Origin of the sequence: Serratia sp. EWG9 (genome assembly GCF_019913725.1) — a bacterium.
In the GTDB taxonomy this organism is placed as follows: domain Bacteria; phylum Pseudomonadota; class Gammaproteobacteria; order Enterobacterales; family Enterobacteriaceae; genus Serratia; species Serratia ureilytica.
In genome coordinates, this window is record NZ_JADNRO010000014.1 from 87,198 (window position 1) to 104,097 (window position 16,900).

The following is a 16,900-nucleotide window of genomic DNA, read 5'->3' on the forward strand; positions in this document are numbered from 1 at the left end:
TTCGGTTGAAGGATTCGCTGCAAAAATCATAGTCAGCGATGGAAATTAGCGCGAAATTTCTAATGCTTTCATTAACAACCAGATGTTAAAAAAGGCTGGTTATCGGCAATAAAAATGGAGTTTGGATTAGCCATATTAATCCGAAACGCCATCGGTGAAAAAAACTCAGTGGCGCGCGTCCTCGGCGGCGATTACCCTGCCGGCCATCATTCTGACGCAATTACGCTGTGAACCCCTTATGTTACTGAGCATCCTTTATATCATCGGCATCACCGCCGAAGCCATGACCGGCGCGCTGGCGGCCGGCCGCCGCCAAATGGACATGTTCGGCGTGATCATCATCGCCTCTGTCACCGCAATCGGCGGCGGGTCGGTGCGCGATATGTTGCTCGGGCATTTTCCGTTGGGCTGGGTCAAACACCCGGAATACATCGTCATCGTCGCGATAGCGGCGATCGTCACCACCTGGGTGGCTCCTCTGATGCGCCATCTGCGCCGCCTGTTCCTGGTGCTCGACGCCGTCGGCCTGATCGTCTTCTCCATCATCGGCGCGCAGGTGGCCCTGGATATGGGGCACAGCGCCATTATCGCCGCCATCGCCGCGGTGATCACCGGCGTCTTCGGCGGGGTGCTGCGCGATATGTTCTGCAACCGCATCCCGCTGGTTTTCCAGAAGGAGATCTACGCCGGCATCTCCTTCAGCGCCGCCTGGCTGTATATCGGCCTGCAGCACCTTAGCCTGCCGCACAATCTGGTGGTGATCCTCACCTTGGTCGCCGGCCTGAGCGCGCGTCTTATCGCCCTGCGCTTCCGCCTAGGCCTGCCGGTGTTCAACTACCAGCATCCGGATCACTGATCTCGGGGCGGCAACGCGCCGCCGCCGAGGCCAAAACTGCAAAAATGTCGCCCTTCAGCGCGCATATTCGCCCTTTCGACGCTTTTTCCACGCAAAGCCGCGGGCAAAATGCGAGCTAACGCTGCACCCGGCGCGTTAGCCGTGTATACTGTGCGGAGAAAATACACATCCGCTGTTTTTGGCATATCAACCGTTATCAACGAACATCATCATGGCTCAAGGCACGCTTTATATTGTCTCTGCTCCCAGTGGCGCAGGTAAATCAAGTCTGATTCAGGCTTTGTTAAAGACGCAACCGCTGTACGACACGCAGGTTTCGGTTTCGCACACCACGCGCGACAGTCGCCCGGGTGAAAATCACGGCGAGCACTATTTCTTCGTCTCGAAAGACGAATTCCGCCGGATGATCGAGCAGGACGCGTTTCTTGAGCACGCCGAAGTGTTCGGCAACTATTACGGCACCTCGCGCGCCGCCATCGAACAAGTCTTGTCGACCGGCGTAGATGTGTTTCTGGATATCGACTGGCAGGGCGCGCAGCAAATCCGCGCCAAAATGCCGCAGGCGCGCAGCATCTTCATTCTGCCGCCGTCGAAGGAAGAACTGGGCCGCCGCCTGCGCGGGCGCGGGCAGGATTCCGAAGAGGTGATCGCCAAGCGCATGGCTCAGGCCGTGGCGGAAATGACGCATTACGCGGAGTACGATTACCTGATCGTGAACGATGATTTCGATCTGGCGCTGTCCGATCTGAAGACCATCATTCGCGCCGAACGCCTGCGTTTGGGCCGCCAGTTGCTGCGGCATGACGCTTTAATCAGCAAACTATTGGCAGACTGAAGGCAGTTTCAGTATCATGCCCAGTCTTTTCGTCACCTGTGGAGTAGCACAAATATGGCACGCGTAACTGTTCAAGACGCTGTAGAGAAAATTGGTAACCGTTTTGACCTGGTGTTGGTCGCTGCTCGTCGGGCGCGTCAGATCCAGACCGGCGGCAAAGATGCACTGGTTCCGGAAGAGAACGACAAGTACACCGTTATCGCCCTGCGCGAAATCGAAGAAGGCCTGATCACCAGCCAGATCCTCGACGTGCGTGAGCGCCAGGAACAGCAAGAGCAGGAAGCCGCAGAGATTCAAGCGGTTACCGCGATTGCTGAAGGTCGTCGTTAATTAGACTGCGAGTCCGCCTTGTACCTGTTTGAAAGCCTGAATCTGCTGATTCAACGTTACCTGCCCGAGGAGCAGATTAAGCGCCTCAAACAGGCATACCTCGTCGCGCGCGACGCGCACGAGGGTCAGACACGCTCCAGCGGTGAGCCTTACATTACTCACCCGGTCGCCGTGGCCTGCATCCTGGCGGAAATGCGTCTCGATCACGAGACGCTGATGGCGGCGTTGCTGCACGACGTCATCGAAGACACCCCAGCCACCTATCAAGATATGGAACAGCTGTTCGGCAAGAGCGTCGCCGAACTGGTTGAGGGCGTCTCCAAGCTCGACAAGCTGAAGTTCCAGGACAAGAAAGAAGCGCAGGCGGAAAACTTCCGCAAGATGATCATGGCGATGGTGCAGGATATCCGCGTCGTGCTGATCAAGCTGGCCGACCGTACGCACAACATGCGCACCCTCGGTTCGCTGCGCCCCGACAAACGCCGGCGCATCGCGCGTGAAACCCTGGAAATCTACAGCCCCCTCGCCCACCGTCTGGGTATTCATCACCTGAAAACCGAGCTGGAAGAGCTGGGCTTCGAGGCGCTGTACCCAAACCGTTATCGCGTGATCAAGGAAGTGGTGAAAGCCGCGCGCGGCAACCGCAAAGAGATGATTCAAAAAATCCTCTCCGAGATCGAAGGGCGGCTGACCGAGGCCGGCATCGCCTGCCGCGTCAGCGGAAGGGAAAAACACCTCTACTCCATCTACCTCAAGATGCACCTGAAAGAACAGCGTTTCCATTCCATCATGGATATCTACGCGTTCCGGGTGATCGTGAAAGAGGTCGATACCTGCTACCGCGTGCTCGGCCAGGTGCACAGCCTGTATAAACCGCGCCCGGGGCGGGTGAAAGATTACATCGCCATTCCCAAGGCCAACGGCTATCAATCGCTCCATACCTCGCTGATCGGCCCGCACGGCGTGCCGGTCGAAGTGCAAATCCGCACCGAAGACATGGATCAGATGGCTGAGATGGGGGTGGCCGCGCACTGGGCTTACAAAGAAAGAGAACAGGGCGAAACCGGCACCACGGCGCAGATCCGCGCCCAACGCTGGATGCAAAGCCTGCTGGAGCTGCAGCAAAGCGCCGGCAGTTCGTTTGAATTTATCGAGAGCGTCAAATCCGATCTGTTCCCGGATGAGATTTACGTTTTCACCCCGGAAGGCCGCATCGTCGAGCTGCCCGCCGGCGCCACGCCGGTCGACTTCGCCTATGCGGTGCATACCGATATCGGCCATGCCTGCGTCGGCGCGCGCGTCGATCGTCAGCCATACCCGCTGTCGCAGTCGCTGACCAGCGGCCAGACCGTCGAGATCATCACCGCGCCGGGCGCACGGCCCAACGCCGCCTGGCTGAACTTCGTGGTCAGCTCGAAAGCGCGCGCCAAGATTCGCCAGATGTTGAAGAACCTCAAGCGCGACGACTCCGTCGGCCTCGGCCGCCGTCTGCTCAACCATGCGTTGGGCGGCAGCCGCAAGCTGGCCGAAATCCCGCAGGAAAACATTCAGCACGAGCTGGACCGCATGAAGCTGGCGACGCTGGACGATCTGCTGGCGGAAATCGGCCTCGGCAACGCCATGAGCGTAGTGGTGGCGAAGAACCTGCAGGGCGATCAGTCCAGCCTGGGCACCACCTCCGGCGTGCGCAACCTGGCCATCAAGGGCGCCGACGGCGTGTTGATCACCTTCGCCAAGTGCTGCCGTCCGATTCCGGGCGACCCGATTATCGCTCACGTCAGCCCGGGCAAAGGGCTGGTGATCCACCATGAATCCTGCCGCAATATTCGCGGCTATCAGAAAGAGCCTGAGAAGTTCATGGCGGTCGAGTGGGATAAAGAGACCGAGCAGGAGTTCATCGCCGAGATCAAGGTGGATATGTTTAACCACCAGGGCGCGCTGGCCAACCTGACGGCGGCGATCAACGCGGCCGAATCCAATATTCAGAGCCTGAACACCGAAGAGAAAGACGGTCGGGTTTATAGCGCCTTTATCCGCTTGACCACCCGCGATCGCATCCATTTGGCAAACATTATGCGTAAAATCCGTATCATGCCGGATGTGATCAAAGTTAACCGCAACCGAAACTAGCGCTTATGAGTCCTGAACGCTATGCGCGGATTTGTGAAATGCTCGCGACCCGGCAGCCGGATTTGACGGTCTGCCTGGAGCAAGTGCACAAACCGCATAACGTCTCCGCCATTATCCGCACCGCCGACGCCGTCGGCGTGCATCAGGTCCACGCCGTGTGGCCCACCACCCGCATGCGCACCCTGGTTTCCTCCGCCGCCGGCAGTAACAGTTGGGTCAGCGTTAAAACCCATCCCACCATCGGCGACGCGGTCGGCCACCTGAAAGCGCAGGGCATGCAAATTCTGGCCACCAACCTGTCTGCGCGCGCGGTCGATTTCCGCGAGGTGGACTACACCCGGCCAACCTGCGTGCTGCTCGGCCAGGAAAAAACCGGCATCACCGAAGAAGCGCTGGCGCTCGCCGATCAAGACATCGTCATTCCGATGATCGGCATGGTGCAATCGCTCAACGTCTCCGTGGCTTCGGCGCTGATCCTGTATGAGGCGCAGCGCCAGCGGCAAAACGCCGGCCTGTATCGCCGCGACAACAGCATGCTGGACGAAGAAGAGCAGCAGCGTCTGCTGTTCGAAGGCGGCTATCCGGTGCTGGCCAACGTGGCCAAGCGCAAGGGGCTGCCGCGTCCGCAGATCGACGAACAGGGCCAGGTGGTCGCCAGCGCCGAATGGTGGGCGGCCATGCAGGCGACGGTGCGCAAATGAAAGGCCGCCTGCTGGATGCTGTCCCACTCACCACGCTTTCCGGGGTTGGCGCCAGCCAGGCGGGCAAACTGGCCAAGCTTGGCCTCGACACCATTCAGGATCTGCTGCTGCACCTGCCGCTGCGCTACGAAGACCGCACCCGCCTCTACCCGATCAACGATCTGCTGCCGGGCATCTACGCCACGGTAGAAGGGGAAGTGCTGCGCAGCGACATCAGATTCGGCCGCCGCCGCATGCTGACCTGCCAGATCAGCGACGGCACCGGCATCCTCACCATGCGGTTCTTCAACTTCAACGCCGCAATGAAGAACAGCCTGGCCACCGGCCGCCGCGTGACCGCCTACGGCGAGATCAAACGCGGCAACCACGGCGCGGAGATCATCCATCCGGAATACCGTATTCAGGGCGAAACCAGCGAGGTTGAGCTGCAGGAGTCGCTGACGCCGGTCTACCCCACCACCGAGGGGGTGCGGCAGGCCACGCTGCGCAAGCTGACCGACCAGGCGCTGGAGCTGCTGGATACCTGCGCCATCGCCGAACTGCTGCCGCCGGAGCTGAGCGGCGGCCTGATGAGCCTGCCGCAAGCGCTGCACACCCTGCATCGCCCGCCGCCGGACATCCAGCTGGCGGATCTGGAGCTGGGCAAACACCCGGCGCAAAAGCGTCTGATCCTCGAAGAGTTGCTGGCGCATAACCTCAGCATGCTGGCGGTGCGTGCCGGCGCGCAGAGTTATCAGGCGCAGCCGCTGCTGCCGGACGATCGGCTGAAAAACCGTTTTCTCGCCCAGTTGCCGTTCTCGCCAACCGGCGCGCAAACGCGCGTGGTGGCCGACATCGAAGCCGATATGCAAAAAGACTTCCCGATGATGCGGCTGGTGCAGGGCGACGTCGGCTCCGGCAAAACGCTGGTGGCGGCGCTGGCGGCGCTGCGCGCCATCGCGCACGGCAAGCAGGTGGCGCTGATGGCGCCGACCGAGCTGCTGGCCGAACAGCATGCCAACAACTTCCGCCAGTGGTTCGAGCCGTTGGGGCTGGAGGTCGGCTGGCTGGCGGGCAAACAGAAAGGCAAGGCGCGCATCGCGCAGCAGGAAGCCATCGCCAGCGGCCAAGTATCGATGGTGGTCGGCACCCACGCCATCTTCCAGGAGCAGGTTCAGTTCAACGGCCTGGCGCTGGTGATCATTGATGAGCAGCACCGCTTCGGGGTGCATCAGCGGCTGGCGCTGTGGGAGAAAGGCGAAGAACAGGGCTTCCACGCCCATCAGCTGATCATGACCGCCACACCGATCCCGCGCACGCTGGCGATGACCGCCTATGCCGATCTCGATACCTCGGTCATCGACGAGCTGCCGCCGGGCCGTACGCCGGTGACCACCGTCGCCATTCCCGATACCCGCCGCGCCGACATCATTCAACGGGTGAAAAGCGCCTGTCTGGAAGAAGGACGGCAGGCTTACTGGGTGTGTACGCTGATCGAAGAGTCCGAGCTGCTGGAAGCGCAGGCGGCGGAAGCCACCTGGGAAGAATTGAAAGCCGCGCTGCCGGAGCTGAAGGTGGCGCTGGTGCACGGCCGCATGAAAGCGCAGGAAAAGCAGGCGGTGATGCAGGCGTTTAAACAGGGCGAGCTGCAGCTGTTGGTCGCCACCACGGTGATCGAGGTCGGCGTCGACGTGCCGAACGCCAGCCTGATGATCATCGAAAACCCGGAACGGCTGGGCCTGGCGCAGCTGCACCAGCTGCGCGGCCGCGTAGGGCGCGGCGCGGTGGCTTCACACTGCGTGCTGCTGTACAAAACGCCGCTGAGCAAAACCGCGCAAACGCGCCTGCAGGTGCTGCGCGACAGCAACGACGGCTTTGTCATCGCGCAGCGCGATCTGGAGATCCGCGGCCCGGGCGAGCTGCTGGGCACCCGCCAGACCGGCAGCGCCGAATTCAAAGTGGCGGACCTGTTGCGCGACCAGGCGATGATCCCCGAAGTGCAACGCGTCGCTCGCCATCTCCATCAGCACTACCCGGAACACGCCCAGGCGCTGATCGAACGCTGGCTGCCGGAGAAGGCGCGCTACTCCAACGCATAAAAAAGGGCGCCGCAGGCGCCCTTCTCATGATGACTCGCGATATCACCCCACCGCCGGGAACACCGGCAACAGCAGATACAGCTTGATGACGATGGCGTTGGCGATATCGATAAAGAACGCCCCCACCATCGGCACCACCAGAAATGCCAGGTGCGACGGGCCGAAGCGATCGGTGATCGCTTGCATGTTGGCGATCGCCGTCGGCGTGGCGCCCATGCCGAAGCCGCAGTGGCCGGCGGCCAGCACCGCCGCATCGTAGTTCTTGCCCATCACCCGGTAGGTGACGAAGATCGCGTACAGCGCCATCACCAGCGTCTGTACGGCCAGGATCGCCAGCATCGGCAGCGCCAGCGAAGCCAGCTCCCACAGGCGCAGGCTCATCAACGCCATCGCCAGGAACAGCGACAGGCTGACGTTGCCCAGCACCGATACTGCCCGCTCGAACACGGTATAGAAACCGGTGAAGGCCAGCGTGTTACTGAGGATCACCCCGACGAACAGCACGCAAACGAAGTTAGGCAGTTCAAACACCGTACCGCTCAGCAGACCGGCAATCAGTTGCCCCAGGCTCAAACAAATGGCGATCATGGCGATGGTTTCAATCATCACCAGCGAGGTGATAAGGCGGCCACTTTCCGGCTTCTCGAAGCCGCTTGGCTGCACGCTGTCTTCCGGTGTGCCTTCCGGCGTAGAGGAGTGTTTAACCAGATAGCGCGCCACCGGGCCGCCGATCAGGCCGCCCAGCACCAGGCCGAAGGTGGCGCAGGCCATGGCGACTTCCGTCGCGTTTTCAAAGCCGTAACGCTCGATGAACAGCTTGCTCCAGGCCGCCCCGGTGCCGTGGCCGCCCGACAGGGTGATCGAACCGGCGATCAGGCCCATCAACGGATCCAGCCCCAGCATTTTCGCCATGCCGATGCCGATGGCGTTCTGCACCAGCAGCAGCCCCAACACCACGAACAGGAATACCATCAGCGCTTTGCCGCCGGCGCGCAACCGCGCCAGGTTGGCGTTCAGGCCGATAGTGGCGAAGAAGGCCAGCATCAGCGGATCCTTCAACGACATGTCAAAGCTGATTTCCCAGTTGGCGAATTTTTTCAGGACTAACAGCAGGAGGGCCACCAGCAAACCGCCGGCGACGGGAGCGGGAATAGTATATTTTCGCAGCAGAGGAATACTTCTGACGCACTTGCCCCCAAGGAGCAAAACCAGCGTCGCCGCGACTAACGTGCCATAAGTATCAAGATGAAACATCCAGGTACTCCATGTAAGGGAAAAGATCCAAATAAAAATAATAAGTTATAGAAAACCACGTAGTTTTTAAACTTGATGAGTGCAGGATTAGAAGTAAAAAACGCTGAGATGACAAGAAAAAATGAATGAAAATGCGACATAAACGGGAAAGTCGGCAACATAATATTTAGGCGCAACCGTTTGCTTTTGCGGGGCGGCGCATTAAAATGCCTGCTTTGCCGTATCTGGAAACGCCACACCATGAGCATGTCATCCTCCGAGCTTGATGCCGCACGCCAAACCGCCTCTGAACCCCGCGCCAGCGAACTGATTTATCGCCTCGAAGACCGCCCGCCGCTGCCGCAAACGCTGTTTGCCGCCGGCCAGCACCTGTTGGCGATGTTCGTTGCGGTGATCACTCCGGCGCTGCTGATCTGCCAGGCGCTGGGTCTGCCGGCGCAGGATACCCAACACATCATCAGCATGTCGCTGTTCGCTTCCGGTCTGGCTTCCATTCTGCAAATCAAAACCTGGGGGCCGGTGGGCTCCGGGCTGCTGTCGATTCAGGGCACCAGCTTCAACTTCGTTTCGCCATTGATCATGGGTGGCCTGGCGATGAAAAACGGCGGCGCCGACGTGCCGACCATGATGGCCGCGCTGTTCGGCACCCTGATGGTCGCCTCCTGCACCGAAATTTTTCTGTCGCGCGTGCTGCATCTGGCGCGCCGCATCATCACCCCGCTGGTTTCCGGCATCGTGGTGATGATCATCGGCCTGTCGCTGATTCAGGTCGGCCTGACCTCGATCGGCGGCGGCTATGCCGCGATGAACGACCACAGCTTTGGCTCGCCGAAAAACCTGCTGCTGGCCGGCGCGGTGCTGGCGGTCATCATCCTGCTGAACCGCCAGCGCAACCCTTACCTGCGCGTCGCTTCGCTGGTGATCGCCATGGCGGTCGGCTACCTGCTGGCCTGGGCGATGGACATGCTGCCCGCCGACGCTCCGGCGGCGCCGACGGCGGCGATTACCATTCCAACGCCGCTCTATTACGGCCTGGGCTTCGACTGGAACCTGTTGCTGCCGCTGATGCTGATCTTTATGGTCACCTCGCTGGAAACCATCGGCGACATCACCGCCACCTCTGACGTCTCCGAACAGCCGGTCAGCGGGCCGCTGTACATGAAGCGTCTGAAAGGGGGCGTACTGGCCAACGGCCTGAACTCGATGCTGTCGGCGGTGTTCAACACCTTCCCCAACTCCTGCTTCGGCCAGAACAACGGCGTGATCCAGCTGACCGGCGTCGCCAGCCGCTACGTCGGCTTCGTGGTGGCGCTGATGCTGATCGCGCTGGGGCTGTTCCCGGCGGTGGCCGGCTTCGTGCAGCACATCCCCGAGCCGGTACTGGGCGGCGCGACCATCGTGATGTTCGGCACCATCGCCGCCTCCGGCGTGCGCATCGTGTCGCGCGAACGCCTGAACCGGCGCGCCATCATGATCATGGCGCTGTCGCTGGCCGTCGGCATGGGCGTCTCCCAGCAGCCGCTGATCCTGCAGTTCGCGCCGGACTGGCTGAAAACCCTGCTCTCTTCCGGTATCGCCGCCGGCGGCATTACCGCCATCGTGCTGAACCTGGTGTTCCCGCAGGAACACGAGAAAAAGTAACCCGCCCATTGGCGTTCAAACGGCCGCTTGCGGCCGTTTTTTATTGTCTATCAGACCATTGCCCTTGAGATGCCCGGCCAATTGCGGCATAAACAGGGTATCTTTTTTGACCGATGCGGATGTAGACGATGAAATTTATCGGAAAGCTGTTGCTGACGTTGCTGCTGCTGATCGTGCTGGCGGCGGTGGTGCTGTATCTGGTGGGGCAAACCCGCTGGGCGGCAGGCCGTCTGAGCGCCTGGATCAGCGACAACAGCGAATACCGCCTGTCGATAGGAAAAATCACCCACTCGTGGAATCAGCCGGGCCAGATCGGTCTGGAAGACGTGCAGCTGGCGCGCAGCGGCCAACCTCAGGCGCTGGTCGCCAAACGCGTCGATCTCGGCCTCAGCCTGCGCCAAATCACCGAACCGCGCTATTTTTACAGCGTCACGCTGCGCGACGGCACGCTGAACGTGCAGCCACAGGCTGCTGCGCTGCCCGTACAGGCCGACGTGCTGCAACTGAGCAACATGGCGCTGCAGTCCAACGATAGCGAGTGGCAGCTCAACGCGCAGCAGGTCAATGCCGGCATCACGCCGTGGCGCCCGCTGGCCGGCCATCTGCTGGGGGACAACAACCAGTTCCAGTTCAGCGCCGGTTCGATGACGCTGAACGGCATCCCCGCCTCGAAGGTGTTGGTGCAGGGGGAGCAAAAACAGGGCCAGTTGCTGTTGAACAACTTCGGCGCCGATCTGGCGCAGGGCGACCTGACCGGCGTGGCCAGCCGCGCCACCGACGGCAGCTGGCAGGTGGATCGCCTGCGGCTGAGCGGCGTGCGCATGCAGACCCCGATGACATTGGCGGAATTCATGCGGCGCTTCACCGCTCTGCCGCCGGTCACCCTCAAGCGTTTCGATCTGATCGATGCGCGCCTGGAAGGCAAGGCGTGGGCGGTTAACGATCTCGACCTGTCGCTGCAAAACGTCAGCGTCGAAAAAGGCGACTGGCGCAGTGAAGACGGCTCGCTCAACTTCAACGCCGGCGACGTGGTCAACGGCGGTTTCCACCTGATCGATCCGATCGCCACCCTGCGGCTCTCTTCCGCCGGCATCGCCATTCAGCAGTTCACCACCCGCTGGGAAGGCGGGCTGCTACGCACCTCCGGCAACTGGCTGCGCGCCGGCAAACGCCTGCAACTGGATGAAGTGGCCATGGCAGCGCTGGAGTACACCCTGCCGATCGACTGGCGCGAGCTGTGGCTGAAACCGCTGCCGGACTGGCTGGCGGAGGTGTACGTCACCAAGCTGACCACCAACCGCAATCTGATTATCGATATCAACCCGGCATTCCCGTTCCAGATCACCGCGCTGGACGGTTACGGCAGCAACCTGCTGCTGGCGCGCGACCACCAGTGGGGCATTTGGTCCGGTTCGCTGAACCTGAACGGCAGCGAGGCCACCTTCAACAAAATCGACGTGCGACGCCCTTCGCTGGCGCTGAACGCCGACGCCAACCAGATCGACGTCACCGAGCTCAGCGCCTTTATGCCCAATGGGTTGCTTGAGGCCAAAGCGACCGTCGATCAGCTGCCGGGCAAGCCGTTCCAGCTGACGCTGCACGGCCGTTCGGTACCGATCAACACCTTGCAGCAATGGGGATGGCAGCCGGTGCCGCTGACGGGTGACGGCAACCTTGAGCTGCAGTTGAAAGGGCTGCTGAACAGCGATGGGCCGTTCAAGGCCTCATTGAAAGGCAATCTGCAGGCCACCGCCGGCGACGGCCAAGCGGTGAACCAACAACTGCCGTAGTGCACTGCGCGGCCCGCCCTCAGGGCAGGGCCGCCGCCTTACTCCTCCAGCGCTTCAGAGCCGCCCTGATCCAACGGCACATCCGGCTCGGCCGGCAACACCATATAGGTGCCTTCGAACACTGCGCCCTTGTCCTCGTCACCGAACAGATGCACTTCGGCGTGTACGCGCGCGCGGCGGCCGCGCGCCAGACGCGCCAAATCGCCGCTCAGCGAGCCGAGATCCGCCACCGCCCGCGGCCTACCGGTAATCGGTTTGCTGTAGCGAATGTGCGCGTCCGCCAGAATGATGGTGCCGCCCAGATGGCGCTCGCGCAGCAGCAGCCAAATCAGCCCCCAGGCGGTCAGCGTCGCCAGTGAGAACAGGCTGCCGGCAAACAGCGTATGGTGCGGATTTTGGTTGCCGATCTCCGGCATGGTGGTGACGAAGCGCTGGCCGGTATATTGGCTGATGCGCACGCCCATCTTTTCGCTCAGCGGGATGTGTTCATACCAGGCCTGCTGCAATTGGCCGCACCAGTCGGGGCGATGCAGGATATCGTCCAGCGTCGCCACCGGTTTGATCATCAAAAAGTGACGGATCGGGGTGGTCTGCGGCGCGGTGATCTCGCCCTGATTGACGAAGCCCAGTTTGGCGAAGAAATCCACCGCGTCTTCACGGGCGCTGCACACCACCCGCTTCACGCCTTCCTGCCGCGCGACGGACTCCAGCGTCATCGCCACCAGCGTCCCCAGCCCTTTATCCTGCAGCGTCGGATCTACCGCCAGAAAACGGATCGCCGCCTCGTTGTCGGCATTGATGTACAGCCGCCCGATGGCGACGATTTTACCGGCCTCGTCCACCACCATTTGGTGATGGGCCATGGCGTCATAGGCATCCTTTTCCGAACCCACCGGCTGGTGCAGCGGCTTGCGCAGCATTTCCCAGCGAAACTGGTAATACTCCTTCAGTTCTTGCTCTGTTACGGGTACTCGTAGGTGATACATAGACGCCTGTTCTCCGAATGCTTAGACCTGTAGCCAGAATGTCACCGGACCATCGTTGACCAGCGCCACCTGCATGTCGGCGGCGAACTCGCCGGTCTGGGTCTCTACGCCGCGTTCGCGGCACTGGCCAACAAAATATTGATACAACCGATCGGCGACCAAAGGCGCGGCGCCGCGCGAGAAGCTGGGCCGCATGCCCTTCTGGGTGTCCGCCACCAGGGTGAACTGCGAGACGACCAGCACGCTGCCCCCGGCCTGCTGGACGTTGAGGTTCATCTTGTCGTTCTCGTCGCCGAAAATGCGGTATCCCAACACGCGTTCGCACAGGCGCTGCGCTTTTTGCTCGTTATCGCCCTGCTCCACGCCCAATAACACTAACAAACCGGGGCCAATCTTGCCTACCGTCTCGCCACCTACCGTGACGCTGGCGTTTAACACCCGTTGAATCAACGCAATCATTCCTGCTGCCCTTCTGGTTTTTGTTCCTGTTGCTCCGCCTTCTGCCGGCGGTAGTCACGGTATTCGCCGATGGTCACGGTGATTTCCGCGCCGAGTAACACGATACACCAGCTCCAGTAGACCCACAGGAATAAAATCGGGATCACCGCCAGCACGCCGTAAATCAGCTGATAGGAGGGGAACATGGTGACGTACAGCGCGAATCCCTTCTTACCCAGCTCGAACAGCAATCCGGCCACCACCGCGCCAATCAGCGCGTCTTTGGGCGGCACGCGCACCGTCGGCACGATGCAATACAGCAGCCAGAAGGAGGTGCACGACAAAATCAGCGGAAAGATGCGCAGCACCTGATCCACCAGGCCGTTGACGCCGGTCTGCGCCAGCCAGTTGAGCGACAGCAGGTAGGAACTGATGGCCATGCTGGCGCCCACCAGCAGCGGCCCCAGCGTCAGCACCATCCAGTACACGGCGAAGGAGAAGACGATCGGCCGTTTGTTCTTGCTGCGCCAGATGGTGTTCAGCACGCTGTCCACCGAGGAGATCAACAGCAACGCGGTAACGATCAGCCCGCAGGTGCCGACGGCGGTCATCTTGTTGGAATTGGCGACGAACTGTTCCAGGTAGTTCTGGATCACGTTGCCGGCGGCCGGCACGAAATTGGAAAATATAAAGCTCTTAAGCTGTTCGCTGATGTCGGAAAACATCGGGAAAGCGGCGAACAGGGCGAACACCACGGTGACCAGCGGCACCAGCGACAGCAGGGAAACGTAGGCGAGATGGCCCGCCAACATCGTCAGGCCATCGTGATCGATGCGTTGGTACAGCAGCCGTCCGAAGGTAACGCTTGGCTTAATCGCAGAAGGCAGCTTCTTGCGGCGGAAAAACGACATGGTCACTCCTTGATGTCCGTTGATACGCCTTAAGCTTAACGCGCCCTGCGCTCATTGAGCAAAATAGGCCGGCACCACGTCGCGATCGGTGACGTGCACCGTCTTGATCCCCAGCGCCTGCGCGGCGAGGACGTTCGCCGGGTGATCGTCAAAGAACACCGCGTCGGCGGCGGCGGTGTTTTCCGCGGCCAGCACATGCCGGTAGATGTCAGCTTCAGGTTTGCGCATGCCGAGATCTTGCGACAAATAGAGATGATCGGCGGCGGCGGCCACTTCAGGATAGTGCTGCGGCCAGTAATTGCAGTGCAGACGGTTGGTGTTCGACAGCACCACCACCCGGTGACCTTCGTTGCGCAAGCGCTGCATGATGTCGATCACCTCCGGGCGCAGCGCGACGAATACCGCCTGCCAGCCGGTAGCGAACTGCTCAAAGCTGAGCGCGATGCCCATTTCATCGCACAGTTTGCCGGCGAAGTCTTCATCGCTGATTTCACCGCGCTCATGCTGCTGGAACACCTCACCCATGGTGAAACGATCGGACAGCACCGCCAACGGCGTGCCGCTCAAATTGCTCCACACGCCCAGCACACGCTTGAAATCGATATCGACGATCACATTACCTAAATCAAAGATATACAGCATAGTCCTCTCCTGATGGGCCGGTGAGATTTCACTGTAGCGGGAAAAGGAACAGCTGAACAGGGAGCGAACGGAAAAGCGCATAGCGCGCCGCACAAACGGGGAACAACAGAGGAAAAAACTCAGGGCGCGAGAGCCGCGCCCTAAGCATGAGACACTCAATCAGCGATTAAGCGTCTTTTGGACCGCGGCTGGCACGCTTACGATCGTTTTCCGTCAGGTGACGCTTACGGATACGGATCGAGGTTGGCGTCACTTCTACCAGTTCGTCGTCATCGATGAACTCCAGAGCTTGCTCCAGGGTCATTTTGATGGCCGGAACCAGGGTAGTCGCTTCGTCGGTACCGGAAGCACGCATGTTGGTCAGCTTCTTACCGGTCAGGCAGTTTACGGTCAGGTCATTGGAACGTGAGTGAATACCGATGATCTGGCCTTCATACACTTCCGCACCGTGGCCCAGGAACAGCTTGCCGCGATCCTGCAGGCCGAACAGCGCGAACGCGACCGCTTTGCCCTGGCCGTTGGAGATCAGCACGCCGTTCTGACGCTGGCCCACTTCGCCCGGACGCACGTCGTCGTAGTGGCTGAAGGTGGAGTACAGCAGACCGGTACCCGAAGTCATTGTCATGAATTCGTTACGGAAGCCGATCAGACCGCGGCTTGGGATCACGTAGTCGAGACGCACGCGGCCCTTACCGTCCGGATCCATGTTTTTCAGGTCGGCTTTACGCTCACCCATCGCCTGCATCACGGAACCCTGATGCTGTTCTTCGATATCCAGCGTCACGTTCTCGAATGGCTCCTGCTTACGGCCATCGATTTCACGGAAGATAACTTTCGGACGGGAAACCGCCAGCTCGAAACCTTCACGGCGCATGTTTTCGATCAGCACCGACAGGTGCAGCTCGCCACGACCGGATACGCGGAAGGCGTCAGCATCATCGGTTTCTTCAACGCGCAGCGCCACGTTGTGCACCAGCTCTTTGTTCAGACGGTCAAGGATCTGACGCGACGTCACGTACTTACCTTCTTTACCGCAGAACGGCGAGGTGTTGACGTTGAAGAACATGGTTACGGTCGGTTCGTCGACGGACAGAGCCGGCAGCGCTTCTACGGCGTTGGTGTCGCAGATGGTGTCGGAGATGTTCAGCTCGCCCAGGCCGGTGATGGCGATGATGTCGCCCGCTTCCGCCAGGGTGCTGTCGATACGCTCCAGACCCAGGTGACCCAGCACTTTACCCACTTTACCGTTGCGAGTTTTACCTTCGCTGTCGATGATGGTGACCTGCTGGTTCGGCTTCACTTTACCGCGCTTGATGCGGCCGATGCCGATAACGCCCAGGTAGTTGTTGTAGTCCAACTGGGAGATCTGCATCTGGAATGGCGCTTCCAGCTCAACCTGCGGCGCAGACACGTGGTCGACGATCGCCTGATACAGCGGGGTCATGTCTTCCGCCATGTCGGTGTGGTCGACGCCGGCGATGCCGTTCAGCGCAGAAGCGTAGATGATCGGGAAGTCGAGCTGCTCGTCGGTCGCGTCGAGGTTCACGAACAGGTCGAACACCTGATCCACAACCCAGTCAGGGCGCGCGCCAGGGCGGTCAACCTTGTTGATTACCACGATCGGCTTCAGACCGTTGGCGAACGCCTTTTTGGTCACGAAGCGGGTTTGCGGCATAGGGCCATCCATTGCATCCACAACCAGCAGCACCGAGTCAACCATCGACATCACGCGCTCTACCTCACCGCCGAAGTCGGCGTGTCCTGGGGTATCCACGATGTTGATGCGGTAACCATTCCAATTAATGGCGGTGTTTTTTGCGAGGATGGTAATCCCACGCTCTTTCTCCAAATCGTTGGAGTCCATTACGCGTTCGGTGGCTTCCGCACGCTCTCCGAAAGTACCGGATTGTTGCAGCAGCTTGTCAACCAGGGTGGTTTTACCATGGTCAACGTGGGCAATAATGGCGATGTTACGCAAATTTTCGATCACAGCTTTGCCTCGGGCATTAGAAATAGCGCGCTATTGTACACGTATTAAGCGAGGGACTAAACAAGATCACAACCATCTCTTATAAACAACCGCGTACCGGTCAGTTTGTGATCCCTTTCACGGTGCAAAAAGCCGCAATCGTTGCACTTTTGCACCATTTCAGTGCCCACTCCCACCCTTATTGCACCACAATGGTGCAAATTATCGCTGATGGTGCATACTGTGTCTGGGTAAAACCCGCGCAGAAAGGCGATGAAAGCCTTTTTAAAAAGTTGGCACGCTTTTCGCTTTAGTCTTTTCAAGGCGAAAAAAAGCCAG

14 protein-coding genes are annotated in these 16,900 nt (G+C 60.3%); 8 read left to right on the forward strand and 6 right to left on the reverse strand.

Translation table 11 applies throughout. The features are described 5' to 3' along the window. Positions 1–238 precede the first annotated feature (238 nt). The 6 genes from ITX55_RS22970 (at position 239) to recG (ending at position 6,930) form a co-directional block, all read left to right on the forward strand. Positions 239–856, forward strand: a complete 618-nt coding sequence (locus tag ITX55_RS22970) for a trimeric intracellular cation channel family protein (protein WP_025304704.1) — start codon at positions 239–241, stop codon at positions 854–856. 211 nt (positions 857–1,067) lie between these two features. Continuing rightward, positions 1,068–1,691 (forward strand): guanylate kinase, encoded by a 624-nt coding sequence (gene gmk / locus ITX55_RS22975; protein WP_033636481.1) that lies wholly within the window; start codon positions 1,068–1,070, stop codon positions 1,689–1,691. A gap of 54 nt (positions 1,692–1,745) precedes the next feature. Then, positions 1,746–2,021 (forward strand): DNA-directed RNA polymerase subunit omega, encoded by a 276-nt coding sequence (gene rpoZ / locus ITX55_RS22980; protein ID WP_004931221.1) that lies wholly within the window; start codon positions 1,746–1,748, stop codon positions 2,019–2,021. 18 nt (positions 2,022–2,039) lie between these two features. After that, entirely contained in the window at positions 2,040–4,151 is a 2,112-nt protein-coding gene (gene spoT / locus ITX55_RS22985) for a bifunctional GTP diphosphokinase/guanosine-3',5'-bis pyrophosphate 3'-pyrophosphohydrolase (RefSeq protein ID WP_015379445.1), read from the forward strand. 5 nt (positions 4,152–4,156) lie between these two features. Beyond that, positions 4,157–4,852: a tRNA (guanosine(18)-2'-O)-methyltransferase TrmH gene (gene trmH, locus ITX55_RS22990; protein ID WP_033639122.1), complete on the forward strand. Its 696-nt coding sequence runs from the start codon at positions 4,157–4,159 to the stop codon at positions 4,850–4,852. Continuing rightward, the gene (gene recG / locus ITX55_RS22995) at positions 4,849–6,930 is read left to right on the forward strand and encodes an ATP-dependent DNA helicase RecG (RefSeq protein WP_108682207.1); all 2,082 of its coding nucleotides are present in this window, start codon (positions 4,849–4,851) and stop codon (positions 6,928–6,930) included. Before trmH ends, recG begins: the two co-directional genes overlap by 4 nt. 42 nt (positions 6,931–6,972) lie before the next feature. Here the strand turns inward: recG and gltS are convergent, their stop codons facing one another. After that, positions 6,973–8,184 carry a sodium/glutamate symporter gene (gene gltS, locus ITX55_RS23000; RefSeq protein ID WP_033645177.1) on the reverse strand — a complete coding sequence of 404 codons (1,212 nt, stop codon included), beginning with the start codon at positions 8,182–8,184 and terminating at the stop codon, positions 6,973–6,975. A 240-nt stretch (positions 8,185–8,424) separates the two neighbouring features. Between gltS and ITX55_RS23005 the strand changes: the two genes are divergently transcribed. Both ITX55_RS23005 and ITX55_RS23010 read left to right on the forward strand, forming a co-directional pair. Beyond that, positions 8,425–9,825: an NCS2 family protein gene (locus tag ITX55_RS23005; protein WP_108682209.1), complete on the forward strand. Its 1,401-nt coding sequence runs from the start codon at positions 8,425–8,427 to the stop codon at positions 9,823–9,825. A 128-nt stretch (positions 9,826–9,953) separates the two neighbouring features. Further along, positions 9,954–11,615: an AsmA family protein gene (locus ITX55_RS23010; protein ID WP_116286938.1), complete on the forward strand. Its 1,662-nt coding sequence runs from the start codon at positions 9,954–9,956 to the stop codon at positions 11,613–11,615. Between the two features lie 38 nt (positions 11,616–11,653). Here the strand turns inward: ITX55_RS23010 and fabY are convergent, their stop codons facing one another. The 5 genes from fabY to typA form a co-directional block, all read right to left on the reverse strand. After that, entirely contained in the window at positions 11,654–12,601 is a 948-nt protein-coding gene (fabY, locus tag ITX55_RS23015) for a fatty acid biosynthesis protein FabY (RefSeq protein WP_004931235.1), read from the reverse strand. Between the two features lie 21 nt (positions 12,602–12,622). Further along, positions 12,623–13,060 carry a D-aminoacyl-tRNA deacylase gene (gene dtd / locus ITX55_RS23020; protein WP_182074411.1) on the reverse strand — a complete coding sequence of 146 codons (438 nt, stop codon included), beginning with the start codon at positions 13,058–13,060 and terminating at the stop codon, positions 12,623–12,625. Continuing rightward, positions 13,057–13,950: a virulence factor BrkB family protein gene (locus ITX55_RS23025; protein ID WP_033652264.1), complete on the reverse strand. Its 894-nt coding sequence runs from the start codon at positions 13,948–13,950 to the stop codon at positions 13,057–13,059. The genes dtd and ITX55_RS23025 overlap by 4 nt, the downstream gene beginning before the upstream one ends. A gap of 51 nt (positions 13,951–14,001) precedes the next feature. Next, positions 14,002–14,592, reverse strand: coding sequence for a glucose-1-phosphatase (yihX, locus tag ITX55_RS23030; protein WP_033645174.1), 591 nt, complete (start codon positions 14,590–14,592; stop codon positions 14,002–14,004). 166 nt (positions 14,593–14,758) lie between these two features. Further along, complete coding sequence (gene typA / locus ITX55_RS23035) at positions 14,759–16,582, reverse strand: ribosome-dependent GTPase TypA (RefSeq protein WP_004931243.1); 1,824 nt, start codon at positions 16,580–16,582, stop codon at positions 14,759–14,761. Positions 16,583–16,900: the final 318 nt, after the last annotated feature.